This is a genomic window from Clostridium vitabionis (genome assembly GCF_015351765.1).
Taxonomy (GTDB): Bacteria; Bacillota; Clostridia; order Lachnospirales; family Lachnospiraceae; genus Clostridium_R; species Clostridium_R vitabionis.
Genome location: NZ_JADKQA010000002.1, coordinates 419,843 through 432,543, shown reverse-complemented (window position 1 = coordinate 432,543; position 12,701 = coordinate 419,843). Strand labels below are relative to the sequence as shown.

Genomic DNA, 12,701 nt, shown 5'->3' with positions numbered 1-12,701 from the left:
CTTATTTTGTCATCACCGCGCAACACATCTGCTGCCGGAGAAGAAGAAAGGAATATTTTGTTTGCAAACGGATACTCTGAATGTTGACTTCCAATAAAACGTGCAACTAGAGAAAAACTGCGCGCAATACAACGCCCCAAAAGCCTTGAAAACACTGGATAATTCCGCATTTTTGCTTGCAATTGTGCGGATTTTTTGATACACTATATTTAGTCGTAAATACCACTATTTAATTTTGGAGAAAGCTATGTATCTTGGTTACCTTGTTGATGTGCCGGATGAAAAGGGAAAAATCACTTTCCGACAGAAGGGAAATGCGAAGTACGTGTACTATGAATACGATCGCGCCTATGATCCAAAACGCAAGTATACGATCGTGAAAAGATCGACGATCGGAAAACTGTCGGATGAAGATCCGGATAAGATGTGCCCGAATGAGAACTTTCGAAAGTTCTTTCCGGAGGTGGAAGCAGCCGGGGAACGTGGTGATGCCGGCCGGAGCAGCGCACTGAAAGCCGGCACATATATGGTGATCAATCAGGTGGTGAAGGATCTCGGGCTGGGCGAGAAACTGGAGGCTGCTTTTGGCGTCAGAAACAGCGGGATGATTCTTGACCTGGCTGCCTACTCCGTCATTACAGAAAATAATGCGGCACAGTACTATCCGGATTATGCGTATAACCATCCACTCTTCACACCAAATATGAGGATCTACAGTGATTCAACGATTTCTGATTTCCTGCGGGATCTCAGTGAAGACCAGCGGCAGAACTTTCTGAATCTTTGGAATGAGGAACGGAATAAGCGTGAACGGGTCTATATCTCCTACGATTCTACAAACAAGAATTGTGAAGCCGGTGACATCAGCATGATTGAGTATGGCGCAGCGAAGGTCGATGCCGGCCTGCCGATCTTTAATTATGCCATTGGTTACGATGTGAACAACCGTGAGCCACTGATGTATGAGAAGTATCCGGGAAGCATCAATGACGTTTCGCAGCTGCAGTACATGATCGCGAAGGCAAAAGGGTACGGGTACAACAACATTGGTTTTATTTTGGATCGGGGCTATTTCAGCAAAGAAAATCTGAAGTTTATGGATGAAAACGGATTTGCATTTATTATTATGGTGAAAGGCATCAAGGACTTTATTCATGATCAGATCCGTCAGCAGAAAGGCTCCTTTGAGAACGACTGGGGTAATCAGATCGCGGAATTCGGCGTGTACGGGAAGACGGTTCACACTTTTGTGTATGCATCAGATACCAGGAAGCGGTATGTACATATGTATTATAGCGCGGCGAAAGCGGCCGGTGAACGCGCCAGATTTGAAGAGAAGATCCAGCAGATGCAGAGCTTCCTGGATGCACACCGCGATGAAGACCGGGAGTTTGGCCCGACATTTGAAAAATACTTCTTCCTGCACAGGGATAAGGAAAGCGGCATGTTTGTTTACGCAGAGCCGAAGCTTCAGGTGATCCGGGACGAGCTGGAATTGTGCGGTTATTTTGCCATCATCACATCGGAAAAGATGAATGCAAAGCAGGCAATCAGCCTGTATAAAAACCGTGATGCGTCAGAAAAACTGTTCCGCGCAGATAAGTCCTACCTTGGCAATGGGGCGCTCCGGGTTGCCTCGGAAGAAGCGGCAAATAACAAGATCTTTATCGGATTTATTGCGCTAATCATTCGCTGCAGAATTTATACCGCGTTAAAAGACAAGGCAGGCACTATGCTAAAAAAGCCAAATTATTTCACGGTGCCTGCAGCTATCCGGGAGCTGGAAAAAATCGAGATGTGCAGGCAGTTGGATAACGTGTACAGGATGGATCATGCGGTGACCAAGACACAGAAAGAAATCCTGAGCGCCTTTGGAATTGATGCATCTTATGTGAAATATAAGGCTGCCTGCATCAATAGTGCGCTAAAGGAGGGAACAAAGTAATGGCAAGAACAATTAGCAGAGATGCACTGGAGCAAAAGATCAGTAAGCTTGAAACGGCAATCAGTAAGAACAGGCAACAGTATGATCAATTGACGCAGGAACTGAAAGAGCTGCTGGACAAGAAGAAAGCACTGCAGAGCGAGGAACTGATGAAGGCAATCGCTGAAAGCTCCCGAAGCTATGAGGATATCCTCCGTTACATCAAGGGCAGCTTGCCAGAAGAGGAAGACTGAAACGGGAAAAACTTCCAGAGACTGCAAAGAAGCTCGTTATCTGGTGCTTTAGTTGTAAAATCTCTGGAAGTTCACACTGAACTTCCTAAAAAACTCCTACTCAACCATCGGATTGACTGGATTGAGTAGGAGTTTTTTGTCCTTATTCGTCAGCGTCCTCGGGGCACTCTGGATGAATGACATGATCTTTTCGTATCTTGAGGAGCTTGTTCACGACCCTCAGGTTACTCTGGGTGGCCCGGATTTCCTTGTTCACTGTATATTGTCAATAGGTAATCCTCAAAATTGTCATCAAAATTCCCTGTTTTTGGAAAGGGAATTCCTTGTTGTTGTCAGGACACGATTTCTTCATTCGGGGGGTACTGTCTGGCGCATCAATGCATGCTGCATCCGATAACTTTTCCCGTTGAACATGATTAAGTGTCCATGATGGACGAGACGGTCAATCATCGCGGCAGCCATCTGTTCATCCGTAAAGATGCCTCCCCATTTTGAAAATTCGATATTTGTGGTCAGAATCAGACTCCTGCTTTCGTAGCTGTCCGATATCACCTGAAAAAGCAGCTCGGATCCATCCCGATCTACCGGCACATACCCCCACTCATCGAGGATCAGCAGGTCCTGTTGGTTAAGAGTTGTTCTCAGGCGCTTCAGCGCATGGGCTGATCGCCCGGAATAATCAAAAGGAAAAGCTCGTTTGCTGTAGGCGGAAACACACTACCTTTAGGTGGATGAAGGAGCCTTGTTGTGATATAATCGTTACGGATTATTACATGATTAAGAAAACCGTTAGTTCCGGTTTATCCATTGACAAGATATGAGGTTGCAATACGAAACCGTGTATTGTCTAAAGCCTAATCGTATATAAGTTACAAACTGTACTGCATGGAATTTTAGTACTTGATACCATTGCAGATGAACATATCTTGTCTGCAAAGACGGGAGGAAAACTGATGAAAAAGAAACCGATAACCTTCGCCATGCTGTTGATCATGCTGCTATACTGCACAGCATTTGTATCTTTTGCCGGCCAAACGGAAAACCACATACCGGGACTCTGGGTTCAGGACACGTCCGGATGGTGGTGGCAGAATAACGACGGCACTTACCCTGTAAACGAATGGGCATGGCTAGACGGGAATGACGACGGCGTCGCCGAATGTTACTATTTTGATCCAGATGGGTACATATTTCAAAGCCAATCGACGCCTGACGGATACTCCGTGAACGCAAACGGTGCCTGGATGATCAACGGCACGGTTCAAACAAAGACCATCGGGACGCAGACGAAAATTACGGCAGGCACCGGAACCAGTTCCTCCAACACTCCGGAGAAGCAAGCCGTATCTTCGTCAACAGGTTCCAGCGCAGTATCGGAACATAATGCCAGCGGTGTTTCCGGTCTAGTCTGGGTATCCGCTACAGGATCAAAGTACCACAGCATCCCCAACTGCGGGAAGATGAATCCCCAAAAGGCACATCAGGAAACGATTGAACAGGCGCAGGCGCACGGCCTTACGCAATGCTCCAAGTGCTGGTAAAGATGCCGAAAAGCCCTCATAGACTGCCGCAGAACAGTCTTGAAGGGCTTTTTCTCATTTCGTATCGCATCGTATTTACAGCGTCTCTTGTACTCTCAGGCGTAAAAGCCAAATTCATGTATCACGAGTCTGCCTCAATCTTCTGCTGTTTCTTCAGCAGAAATCTCTCCAGCCCCTTAAAGGCAGGGGTGAAGCTGTCCATGATCAGAATCATCTGCTCATCTGCAACCTTCCCATAGGAAGCCTGATAGCCATTTCGCATCACATCCTTAAGCAGTATGTTTACTTTTTTCAATGCGGCCTTGTCCGTCTGAAACCCTAGATAATCATCCCAGGCACCCACTGATCAAAGAAGTTCTCTCATGCTCACTCCTCAATCAAATCGTGTCTGATCACATTGCCTTGTTCAATTTCATCAATTCTTTTCTGTAGTTCTGCCGCCTGAGCCGGAGTAAAACCATTCTCATCACGCATGGAAAAGCTCATGCTCTGTGTGCGAACTGCCTGCCGTATCAAAGCCAACGTTGCGGATGACATGGAAAGGCCGAAGTCATCACAAAGCTTAGAATAGCTGTTACGAGTCTTCCGATCCATTTTAAATGTGAAATTTGTCATTTCCTCTGTTTTCGGCATAATGAAAACCTCCTTACTTATGCCTTCATTATAGTGAAAGCGCTGGCATGATTCAAGTGCTTTTTATGTGCTATAGCGTATTTAAATGCCGTGTGATTACATGGTATTCAATTTTCTTCTGCGTAAATTAAAATAAATCGAAATCCTCCTGTGTTGCCACCTGCCGGTATTCATCTTCACAGAAGTCATTTACGGACTCAATAATCATATCCATCACGACTCCCTCATCCAGTTCATCCAGCTCAGACAGTGTCAGTCCCATCTGCTTCGCCCTCAGGAGGAACACTGCCGTATTTACTTTCCGCTCCGTTAGGCAGCTTCTTTTTTTGGGTTTCGAGCTTGTCCTCCGCGATCCAAGATAGAGCGTGACGAACTCCTGCATGTGAAGAAAGAGCTCGGCTCCGTCGAACTGATCCGCCCATTCAAGGAAGGCATCCTCATTCAACTGGTTCATGTCACGCTTCTTGGCCTGGGCATTCATGATAAAGGCCATCTTGTCGCCGACGGTCATATCGGTCTGGTCATCCTCGCTGTTCTCCATCTTGTTCAAGAGGATCATGAGATCCTGGTGGAAGACCTGCTTATAGCGGTATGCTGTGGTCCCCGTTGCGAGAAACGGGAACTTCTGCTCTGACCCGTCATTGAGACGGCGGGAAATTTCCTGATACCTGTCTGCTCCTCCCTTTACTTAGAGATAGTGTCAAGTTCGCTACCTGTTTATTGTGCAAAACTGCTGGCTGATTCCCTTTATCTGCAGAAGTATCCCGCTTAAATGGTGCTGACTACGACCTCGCGCTATGGGTTGCTTACTACAACTTCCTGCGGCCACACAAGCCGCATAAGTTAAAGCCTCCGGTCAGGAATGACATCATTGCCAACGGCGAAAACATGCCGGGAAAATGGCAGCTGCTGATCTTCCTCGGCCAGCAGACCATGAAAAAGATGCAGGAAACTGCCGCATAAGCGGGAAGCGGAACCGTTGTCAGGGGAACCGTGGAATACCGGAACCGGCGCAGCCGGTGAGGATATGCCGCGAAAGTCCCTTCTCTTACTTCTTGTAATCATGATATATTTATGATAATATTATGATAACAAAGGAGGAATCACTATGATCAACATTCGTCCCGTATCCGACCTCAGAAACAAGTTTCCGGAGCTTGAAGAAACTGTCATGGAATCAAATGAACCTGTCTTTCTTACAAAGAACGGCTATGGCACCATGGTTCTTTTAAGTATCGAACAGTACTCTGCGCTCACCGACGATACGGAACGTAAGCTCGATGAAGCCGATGCGGCAGCAGCAAAATCGGACAAACGATACTCCGCAGATGAAGTTTTCACCAGAGTAAGGAGCCACATCCGTGAAAAAATATAAGCTGTCATTTCTTCCCCTTTTCGAGGAGGATTTGAATGAGATCGTGGATTACATCTCAACCGATCTTCAGAACCCCAGCGCCGCGGATCGTCTGGTTAACGATATCGAATCTGCAATATATAAACGCCTGGAAGCGCCGTTGTCATTTGCTCCATATCGTTCAGTAAAGATGAGACCACGCCCATATTACAGAATCAACGTCAGAAACTTTTCTGTTTTCTATGTTGTCATCGATGATACCATGGAGGTACGCCGCGTTCTGTATTCCAAGAGAAATCTGGATAAACTACTCAACGATTGATCGCTCAATAATGGTAAACCGGATGGGAGTCCTCCCGTCCGGTCTTTCTGTCGTGGCACCTCTTGCAGAGTGCCTGCCAGTTACTCCGATCCCAGAAAAGCTTCTTGTCTCCTCGGTGCGGAACAATGTGGTTCACAACCGTTGCTGGAGTAGCAATGCCATGTCGCAGGCATTCCTCACAGAGTGGATGGAGTGCTAAGAACTTCTAGGCAAGTCCAAATTCGTGTGTAAATTGCCTTCAGATATAACTGTTGAAAAATATGCTGCCAGGAGGGCGGCATGTTCTTCAGCGATCAGGTGCAGGTGGCTTCGAACATCAGATTTCAGCAGGTTCTGATAAGACTCTCTGATGAAGATTGCCTTCCTGGCCTGACTGATGCTGTTCTGTTCCATCAGGACAGATCCCAGACCGCTGAGAAATCCTGATTGCTGTAATTTGGGAAGCGAATCATATCCATTCTCAGGTGCTGCGGGAAAATACTGCTGATACGGTCCCCAATCCCAATTTTTAAAATTATCATCCTTCATAATCCTCTTAAAATCCGATGCAGTGGATAGCGAAAACTGGCATATTTTACCGTTTCATCCGTGATCAGTTTCAGAACCTCTATCATCCTTCCTCCATAATATCCAATAAATGCTGATAGCTATCGTAAGCGCTCAATGTTAATTGAGCGCACTAACTAATTACCGAAAGATTTTTAGCCTCAGCTGGGGAAAAACCGGTCGATGGAAAAGCAATTATGCAGTATAGAGAAGAGAGTACCCATTACCTTCACTTATAAGTTTTCCAGACTATCTCCATAATGTTCCAGAAGCTTTTCTTCCAGCTTATTAAATTCCGGAATATATTTACTGATGATTTTTTCAACCAACTGAACTGCCGCGTTTTCATCATAGATATGTGCGGTCTTATTACGTTCCTCCAGCATCTCCAACCAGACCGACTCCGTCAGAAAATCATAGTATTGGTACGCAGTTTTGATAATCTGTCTCGGCGAACCTGAAGCCGCCTCAACACTCCCCTCGTATTTCAGTAGTTCCTTAAAAAGTTTCCATGACAGTTCAAACTGAATCATAAACTTAGCGATGATACCAATGACAATAAACGTGTTCCCCAGATCCTCACCTTCCGATGTCCTCAGTACTTGCAAATTATTTTTAAAGTTTTTAAATTTCTCCATAGATCAGAACCCCATCTCTTGCGATCTCCTGCTTAAGCTTCTCGGAAATCCCATCATCCATATTAATAATGTCAAAAGAAAGCAACGTGCTGGTATGATTATCAATGTCATATGCAAGATCATAAAAATTCCGACATCCGCAAACTGCAAGATCAATATCACTCTTTGGAAGTTCTTGCCCACGAGCACGAGAGCCAAACAGGAGAATGCTTTTAACCTCATATTTCTGCCCCAGCTCCCGCAGTTCTTCCAAAACAATTTTTGGTATATGAAATTCTTCGCCAGCCTCATGCATCAGTACATCTGAATTTTCAGAATTGGTCATCTGCTCATTTTCCCTTCCTAAAAGCCTGAATAATCTACTGGAATTTTCAAGTTTCTCAATAATAATAGCGCACCGCAAGGCGTATAATTTGACGTTTACCATAAGAATGCATAAAACCCTTTTCTCGTTTGTAATGCTCTTTCTGTGGCATCATCTGACACTCCACACGACTAAAGTCGTGGGATTCTTGCTTCAGCCACTACTGCGTTCCTAACAAGTTACCTTGTTGGCTCGTCTTACACAGTGTCCACAAGCGTAAATTCCCGTATGCCCTACGGTATTTTATATATGTCAGGCTATTGACAGCCCTTTATTTAAGATGTTTATGCTTGCGTTGGTGTCTCTATCATGCTTTGCGTGACAATTAGGACATTCCCATTCTCTGATAGAGAGATTCTTTACAAACGGGTTCTTATACCCACAACAACTGCATATCTGACTGCTTGGATACATAGTAGGTAGTCAAGTCCAAATTTGTGTGTAAATTGATTTCAGGTATAATTGTTGATAACTATGCTGCCAGGAGGGCGGCCTGTTCTTCAGCGATCAGGTGAAGGTGACTTCAAACATCAGATTTCAGCAGATTCTGATAAGATTCTTTGCTGAAGATTGCCTTTCTGGCCTGACTGATGCTGTTCTGTTCCATCAGGACTGACCCCATCAGCCGGATCAGCGAAGCTTCATTTGGGAATATTCCGATAACGCCAGAACGCCGTTTCAGCTCCCGGTTCAGTCGCTCAATGTGGTTCGATGTCCGGAAGAAGCGGCGCATTCCTTCCGGAAGCGTCATAACGGTCATAGCGCTTTCGAAGCCCTCGTCAAGGCATTCCATGGCTGACGAAGCGGATTCCTGATAATCGGCGAGAACCTGGTCCCGCTTTTTCCTGGCATCCTCGATCTTCTTGCAGTTGAACATTTCCTGCAGTTCAGCACGGAGACCAGCCTGTACCTTCTTCGGTGCTTTGTCGGCGATGTTCTTTGAAAAGTGAAACTGACACCGTTGCCACGGAACGTCCGGAAATACCTCCCTGGAGGCATTGATAATGCCATCGTGAGCATCGGACGTAATCATCATGAGGCCGCACAAGCCGCGCTTTTTCAGACCTGTCAGGAAATCTTTCCATATCTCACGTGACTCGTTACGGTAGGCCGAGAAGCCAAGGATTTCGCGCTTTCCATCGTCATTGGTGCCATAGGCAACCATCAGCGCTTTCGAGACAACCCGGCCGTTCTCACGTACCTTGAAATACGTGGCGTCGACCTTGAGGAACGGATAATTCCCTTCGATTGGCCGGTTGCGGAATTCCTCGACTTCCTTATCGAGATCCTTGCAACTTTCCTGGTGGATACACCGCTCACGACCATTTCCGCCATGGTCGTAACCAGAGCGGCTTCGCTGCGGGAGTAGTTCTCAAAGACCATCGTATGGAATGGCTGGTTTCTGTGCCTCGATACATTCAGCGTTATCGTTCCGATCCGCGTTTTGAGATCTCTGGTCCGGAAACCGTTTCTCGAGTCTGTACGGCCTTCTGAGCGCTCATACGGCGCCGCCTGGAGTTGCTCCTGGGATTTGGCCCTAAGAACCGAATTCAGGCTATCCTGAAGGAGGGTTCGGAAAGCATCCTCCCGGTCGGCAGAAAGTAACTGTAGAATTTCGTCCTGATTCAATGTAATATTGAGTTGAGCCATTGGTTCTCCTTTCGGTACTATGTTGAATGTCGCGATTCTCATTATACCTGAAGGCTGTGCCTTTGGCTCTTTTGAATTATTGAATTTACACCATTATATGGACTCTATCCAAACCAATTCTATAAACCGTCGTCTTCTTTCCTTATTAGAAACAGAAATAGGAACTAACGGATTAGACTTTAAGTACATCGAAGCTTATGTTATTCTAATTACCTATGTATTGCGAAAAATGGGCGTGACCAAAACAGAGTGCAAGCAATTTATTAATTCTTTTGCTGATTGTACAAATGAACTTAGAGTACAAATGAGTCCCAATGTTTGTAACCAAATTCTTGGTACACAACAAAGGGCTCATCTACTTAAGCTTCAGGAATTCATCAGCAATTCTTGAAATGGCTTGCACTTAATCCCGGTCTGTGTTATATTAGTAATACGAATTGCGGTGGTCGTCTTCGGACAACACCTAGAGGGAGCCTGATGCGTCGGGCTCCTTTTTTTGTTTACTTCTCCCTGAACATCGGCTTATCCAGAACCACCTGATACTCTTCCAGTAAACGGTAGACCATAACTACCTGTTGCGATGATGTCAAGGAATGTTCGCAAAAACCATCCAGACCCATAGTTGAATGATTATGCAGCATCTTTAGGTAACAGTCGTGAAATTGATTCCTCTTTGATATATGCTCTGGATGTTGACCAGTCCTCCAAGTATTCAATCAAATACGCTGTCACCAGCCGGACATAGGAGGATTCATTCGGGAAGATTCCAACAACACCAGTGCGTCGCCGGATCTCGCGATTCATCCGCCATTGGCTCAACGGCAAGAACATCACGTTTTCCGTGTTCGTCCACGCCGCAGACGACGATGATGGCTTCGCTGACGACATGTCCGTCGATACGGACATCCTCATAAAGAGCATCCGTCCAGAGGATTGGATAATGGTGCGAATCCAGCGCACGGCTTCGGAACTGTTCCACCTGCTCGTTTAGCCCTTTAGTCATTTCACTGACCTGGGATCTGGAGATACCTTCAATTCCGAGCCGTTTCGCGAGCCGCTCGATCTTTCGAGTTGATACACCGTTGACATAGGCTTCCTGAACAACTTGTATAAGTGCCGCTTCACTACGCTTGTAAGCGTTCACGAAGAATGGAATATAGCCGCCCTGACGGACTTTGGGAACCATAAGATAAATCGTTCCAAGGCGGGTATCCAGACGTCTGGGACGGTAACCGGAGCGATAGCCGGATCTTCCGTCAGCGCGTTCGTTCTTGTCAGCGCTCAACTTCATGGAAACCTCGGCCTCCATCATCTGTTCACAGAGCCAATCCAACATGCTGAGCATAGGATCGGACTGATTCATAAAACTGAATAGTAAAGTGGAAAGATTTGTGTTACTCTGTTTCTGAGCCATCGAGAGTTCTCCTTTGTAGTTGTTTGTTTCGTCGCAAATCATTCTACATGAGCCTCGATGGCTTTTCCATTGCTTATTCAGTTTTTGCGAACATTATTGTACTCTATCATCTATTACGTAAAAAATGATGTTTCAGTGTAATCAATAAAAGGCTTTCCGCCTCTTTTCCTGCTGTTTGCACAAAAAAAGGCACCCCTCTCAGATTGATTCTGAAAAGGAGTGCCTTGAAGGTTTTTGGAACTGGGATGTGTGTCAGGTTTTCCGCCTGTGATTTCCCCCCGATCAATACAGCTTCGCGCCGGCCGGGATGTGGTTGTCCACCATCAGAAGATGGAGCTCTTCCTCGCCGTTTCTCTCGTTGACCGCGGACAGGAGCATGCCGCAGGAGTCGATCCCCATCATCGCTCTCGGCGGGAGATTGGTGATGGCAATCAGGGTCTTTCCGACCAGCTCTTCCGGATCGTAATAGGCGTGAATGCCGCTTAAAATCACGCGGTCCGCGCCCGTACCGTCGTCCAGGACGAACTTAAGTAGCTTCTTACTCTTCGGAACAGCCGAGCATTCTTTTACCTTCACCGCCCGGAAATCGGACTTGCTGAAGGTGTCAAAATCCACGAAATCCTGGAACAGCGGCTCGATCTTTACACCGGTAAAATCGATCTTATCGTTCGGGGTGAAGAACCCGGATTGATCGGAAACAGCCTCGGAAGCCTTCTCTTCGCCGGCCTTTTCGTCCGCATGTGCTTCATTGTTTTCAGCCTTGAGGGACTTGAGTGTCGGGAACTCTGTTCCAGATTTTGCAAAGGTTCACGTAAGTTCTTATATTTCCGCTGTTCCAGAGAGCCTCATTTTTATGTAAGTTCTTACAGGTTCACATACATCGTGTTCCGATTGGCGTAAGAATTGGCGTTACGCCAAAGGGCCTCAGCTAAGCCCGAGATTTATGTTTTACCTTCTTTAAGAGCTTTTCGGATCTTAGCCATATGATTCTTTACAGGCTGCCGAATTTCTTCGGCATCTCCAAATATTTTTTCAGCCCGCTGAACATATGTAAAGAAATTCCCTTTTTTCCCATCTCCTGACCTGGCACCTCTTTCTGAGTACCTTTCATAGAGATGATCCTTTCCCTTTTGTCCGGGATTTTCTGCTATCACATGAGCTTTTCTGTACATTCGATAATAGTACTTGCTTACTGTCTTCGGCCGGAGTGTCGTCTTTTTCCCATCAAAGGTAAAACCCAAAAAGTTTATTACATTCTTTGATTTATCCGCATGCTCCAGAAATGAATCGCCCACGTTTATTATCTCAGGAAGATTCGTTCTGAATATCTGCGTCTTCTTCGGCTCCAGTTCCAGTCCAGGAGTATCATGGATTATCTGATTGACAGATTTGATAGCGTCATTAGCAACGGATTCCTCAGCAGGAAGAACAATGATGAAATCATCACTGTATCTCATATACTTCCCGTTATGCTGCGCCACAATCGCCTTGATTTTCTGATCGACCTCCATCATATAAACATTTGCCAGTAAGGCACTGATGGGTGACCCTTGTGGAATCCCATATGAATTGAGGTTCTTATGTATATGTGAACGATACTTTTTGAACTGATCTGTTGTCAGAACAGTGCGCATAGCATTCAGCTTTTTTCTCCCTAAACTCGTTTTGGGAAGATCATTTATTTCGAGCAGGTCATCCAACTCCCATACACTGTATCTGGTTATATTCTTAAAAATGGTGTAATGATCAGAAGGGAGCCGGTCAACTCCCAGGAGTTTACACCATTGCTCCTTCAAGTATGCATGATCCAGATTATCAAAGAACTTTGTAAAGTCTCCTATCAGCACATAGGCATTCGGATTGGCTTTAATAAAGTCAATGGCCTGTTTTGCAAGATGAATGTTGTTTAGACCGAGATCTGAGCGGTATGCAACCGGAACATCCTCGATATGGTACTCTATGATGCGTTGATTGTACACCTCGTTCATCCGGTGACAATAGAACTGTAAAATGCAGCGGTCTATATGTGCCGCATAACATATGTCCCGTTTTTTATCTTTC

The 12,701-nt window shown here is 45.8% G+C and carries 18 protein-coding genes and 2 pseudogenes; 6 read left to right on the top strand and 14 right to left on the bottom strand.

Annotated elements, in window-relative coordinates; genetic code table 11:
• The first annotated feature begins 247 nt into the window (after positions 1 to 247).
• Positions 248 to 1,945, top strand: coding sequence for an IS1634 family transposase (locus ISF27_RS06900; protein WP_194609764.1), 1,698 nt, complete (start codon positions 248 to 250; stop codon positions 1,943 to 1,945).
• The gene (locus ISF27_RS06895; protein ID WP_194609766.1) at positions 1,945 to 2,178 is read left to right on the top strand and encodes a hypothetical protein; all 234 of its coding nucleotides are present in this window, start codon (positions 1,945 to 1,947) and stop codon (positions 2,176 to 2,178) included. The genes ISF27_RS06900 and ISF27_RS06895 overlap by 1 nt, the downstream gene beginning before the upstream one ends.
• 348 nt (positions 2,179 to 2,526) lie before the next feature.
• On the opposite strand, the gene ISF27_RS06890 is transcribed toward ISF27_RS06895, so the two are convergent.
• Positions 2,527 to 2,823 carry an ATP-binding protein gene (locus tag ISF27_RS06890; RefSeq protein ID WP_407926073.1) on the bottom strand — a complete coding sequence of 99 codons (297 nt, stop codon included), beginning with the start codon at positions 2,821 to 2,823 and terminating at the stop codon, positions 2,527 to 2,529.
• A 308-nt stretch (positions 2,824 to 3,131) separates the two neighbouring features.
• On the opposite strand from ISF27_RS06890, the gene ISF27_RS06885 reads away from it, so the two are divergent.
• Positions 3,132 to 3,719 carry a hypothetical protein gene (locus ISF27_RS06885; RefSeq protein ID WP_194610440.1) on the top strand — a complete coding sequence of 196 codons (588 nt, stop codon included), beginning with the start codon at positions 3,132 to 3,134 and terminating at the stop codon, positions 3,717 to 3,719.
• 121 nt (positions 3,720 to 3,840) lie between these two features.
• Here the strand turns inward: ISF27_RS06885 and ISF27_RS06880 are convergent, their stop codons facing one another.
• The 3 genes from ISF27_RS06880 to ISF27_RS06870 all read right to left on the bottom strand — a co-directional run bounded on the left by ISF27_RS06880 (position 3,841) and on the right by ISF27_RS06870 (position 4,911).
• Positions 3,841 to 4,014: a hypothetical protein gene (locus ISF27_RS06880; protein WP_194610438.1), complete on the bottom strand. Its 174-nt coding sequence runs from the start codon at positions 4,012 to 4,014 to the stop codon at positions 3,841 to 3,843.
• 71 nt (positions 4,015 to 4,085) lie between these two features.
• Entirely contained in the window at positions 4,086 to 4,352 is a 267-nt protein-coding gene (locus ISF27_RS06875) for a damage-inducible protein J (protein ID WP_194610436.1), read from the bottom strand.
• A 127-nt stretch (positions 4,353 to 4,479) separates the two neighbouring features.
• Entirely contained in the window at positions 4,480 to 4,911 is a 432-nt protein-coding gene (locus tag ISF27_RS06870; protein WP_194610614.1) for a hypothetical protein, read from the bottom strand.
• Positions 4,912 to 5,460: 549 nt separating this feature from the next.
• Between ISF27_RS06870 and ISF27_RS06865 the strand changes: the two genes are divergently transcribed.
• Together ISF27_RS06865 and ISF27_RS06860 are read left to right on the top strand one after the other, a co-directional pair.
• Positions 5,461 to 5,727 carry a type II toxin-antitoxin system Phd/YefM family antitoxin gene (locus tag ISF27_RS06865; RefSeq protein ID WP_194610434.1) on the top strand — a complete coding sequence of 89 codons (267 nt, stop codon included), beginning with the start codon at positions 5,461 to 5,463 and terminating at the stop codon, positions 5,725 to 5,727.
• Positions 5,714 to 6,028: a type II toxin-antitoxin system RelE/ParE family toxin gene (locus tag ISF27_RS06860; RefSeq protein WP_194610432.1), complete on the top strand. Its 315-nt coding sequence runs from the start codon at positions 5,714 to 5,716 to the stop codon at positions 6,026 to 6,028. Before ISF27_RS06865 ends, ISF27_RS06860 begins: the two co-directional genes overlap by 14 nt.
• 4 nt (positions 6,029 to 6,032) lie before the next feature.
• Here ISF27_RS06860 and ISF27_RS06855 read toward each other — a convergent pair whose 3' ends face one another.
• From ISF27_RS06855 to ISF27_RS06830, 6 genes and pseudogenes are all read right to left on the bottom strand, one after another.
• Positions 6,033 to 6,197 carry an HNH endonuclease gene (locus ISF27_RS06855; protein WP_194610593.1) on the bottom strand — a complete coding sequence of 55 codons (165 nt, stop codon included), beginning with the start codon at positions 6,195 to 6,197 and terminating at the stop codon, positions 6,033 to 6,035.
• A 26-nt stretch (positions 6,198 to 6,223) separates the two neighbouring features.
• Positions 6,224 to 6,556 carry a hypothetical protein gene (locus tag ISF27_RS06850; RefSeq protein WP_194610430.1) on the bottom strand — a complete coding sequence of 111 codons (333 nt, stop codon included), beginning with the start codon at positions 6,554 to 6,556 and terminating at the stop codon, positions 6,224 to 6,226.
• Positions 6,557 to 6,807: 251 nt separating this feature from the next.
• Positions 6,808 to 7,212: an HI0074 family nucleotidyltransferase substrate-binding subunit gene (locus ISF27_RS06845; RefSeq protein ID WP_194610428.1), complete on the bottom strand. Its 405-nt coding sequence runs from the start codon at positions 7,210 to 7,212 to the stop codon at positions 6,808 to 6,810.
• Positions 7,199 to 7,639 carry a nucleotidyltransferase family protein gene (locus tag ISF27_RS06840; protein ID WP_235986063.1) on the bottom strand — a complete coding sequence of 147 codons (441 nt, stop codon included), beginning with the start codon at positions 7,637 to 7,639 and terminating at the stop codon, positions 7,199 to 7,201. Before ISF27_RS06840 ends, ISF27_RS06845 begins: the two co-directional genes overlap by 14 nt.
• 189 nt (positions 7,640 to 7,828) lie before the next feature.
• Positions 7,829 to 7,990 (bottom strand): zinc ribbon domain-containing protein, encoded by a 162-nt coding sequence (locus ISF27_RS06835; RefSeq protein ID WP_407926065.1) that lies wholly within the window; start codon positions 7,988 to 7,990, stop codon positions 7,829 to 7,831.
• A gap of 109 nt (positions 7,991 to 8,099) precedes the next feature.
• Positions 8,100 to 9,226 (bottom strand): annotated as a pseudogene (locus ISF27_RS06830) (IS256 family transposase).
• A gap of 19 nt (positions 9,227 to 9,245) precedes the next feature.
• On the opposite strand from ISF27_RS06830, the gene ISF27_RS06825 reads away from it, so the two are divergent.
• Entirely contained in the window at positions 9,246 to 9,617 is a 372-nt protein-coding gene (locus ISF27_RS06825) for a hypothetical protein (protein ID WP_194610426.1), read from the top strand.
• Between the two features lie 239 nt (positions 9,618 to 9,856).
• Here the strand turns inward: ISF27_RS06825 and ISF27_RS13615 are convergent, their stop codons facing one another.
• From ISF27_RS13615 to ISF27_RS06810, 4 genes and pseudogenes are all read right to left on the bottom strand, one after another.
• Positions 9,857 to 10,030, bottom strand: a complete 174-nt coding sequence (locus tag ISF27_RS13615) for a transposase (RefSeq protein WP_407926064.1) — start codon at positions 10,028 to 10,030, stop codon at positions 9,857 to 9,859.
• Positions 10,023 to 10,640: pseudogene (locus ISF27_RS06820) on the bottom strand (IS256 family transposase); the annotation flags it as partial. The pseudogene ISF27_RS06820 and the gene ISF27_RS13615, both read right to left, overlap by 8 nt.
• A 282-nt stretch (positions 10,641 to 10,922) precedes the next feature.
• Positions 10,923 to 11,255, bottom strand: coding sequence for a methionine--tRNA ligase subunit beta (locus ISF27_RS06815; protein ID WP_407926063.1), 333 nt, complete (start codon positions 11,253 to 11,255; stop codon positions 10,923 to 10,925).
• Between the two features lie 326 nt (positions 11,256 to 11,581).
• Positions 11,582 to 12,628: a reverse transcriptase/maturase family protein gene (locus ISF27_RS06810; protein WP_235986062.1), complete on the bottom strand. Its 1,047-nt coding sequence runs from the start codon at positions 12,626 to 12,628 to the stop codon at positions 11,582 to 11,584.
• Positions 12,629 to 12,701: the final 73 nt, after the last annotated feature.

Coding starts and splice junctions, on each gene's coding strand:
- ISF27_RS06850 (WP_194610430.1), bottom strand. CDS start 6,556: ATGAAGGATGATAATTTTAAAAATTGGGATTGGGGACCGTATCAGCAG.
- ISF27_RS06900 (WP_194609764.1), top strand. CDS start 248: ATGTATCTTGGTTACCTTGTTGATGTGCCGGATGAAAAGGGAAAAATC.
- ISF27_RS13615 (WP_407926064.1), bottom strand. CDS start 10,030: ATGAATCGCGAGATCCGGCGACGCACTGGTGTTGTTGGAATCTTCCCG.
- ISF27_RS06865 (WP_194610434.1), top strand. CDS start 5,461: ATGATCAACATTCGTCCCGTATCCGACCTCAGAAACAAGTTTCCGGAG.
- ISF27_RS06885 (WP_194610440.1), top strand. CDS start 3,132: ATGAAAAAGAAACCGATAACCTTCGCCATGCTGTTGATCATGCTGCTA.
- ISF27_RS06835 (WP_407926065.1), bottom strand. CDS start 7,990: ATGTATCCAAGCAGTCAGATATGCAGTTGTTGTGGGTATAAGAACCCG.
- ISF27_RS06825 (WP_194610426.1), top strand. CDS start 9,246: ATGTTGAATGTCGCGATTCTCATTATACCTGAAGGCTGTGCCTTTGGC.
- ISF27_RS06875 (WP_194610436.1), bottom strand. CDS start 4,352: ATGCCGAAAACAGAGGAAATGACAAATTTCACATTTAAAATGGATCGG.
- ISF27_RS06895 (WP_194609766.1), top strand. CDS start 1,945: ATGGCAAGAACAATTAGCAGAGATGCACTGGAGCAAAAGATCAGTAAG.
- ISF27_RS06845 (WP_194610428.1), bottom strand. CDS start 7,212: ATGGAGAAATTTAAAAACTTTAAAAATAATTTGCAAGTACTGAGGACA.
- ISF27_RS06810 (WP_235986062.1), bottom strand. CDS start 12,628: ATGAACGAGGTGTACAATCAACGCATCATAGAGTACCATATCGAGGAT.
- ISF27_RS06870 (WP_194610614.1), bottom strand. CDS start 4,911: ATGATCCTCTTGAACAAGATGGAGAACAGCGAGGATGACCAGACCGAT.
- ISF27_RS06840 (WP_235986063.1), bottom strand. CDS start 7,639: ATGGTAAACGTCAAATTATACGCCTTGCGGTGCGCTATTATTATTGAG.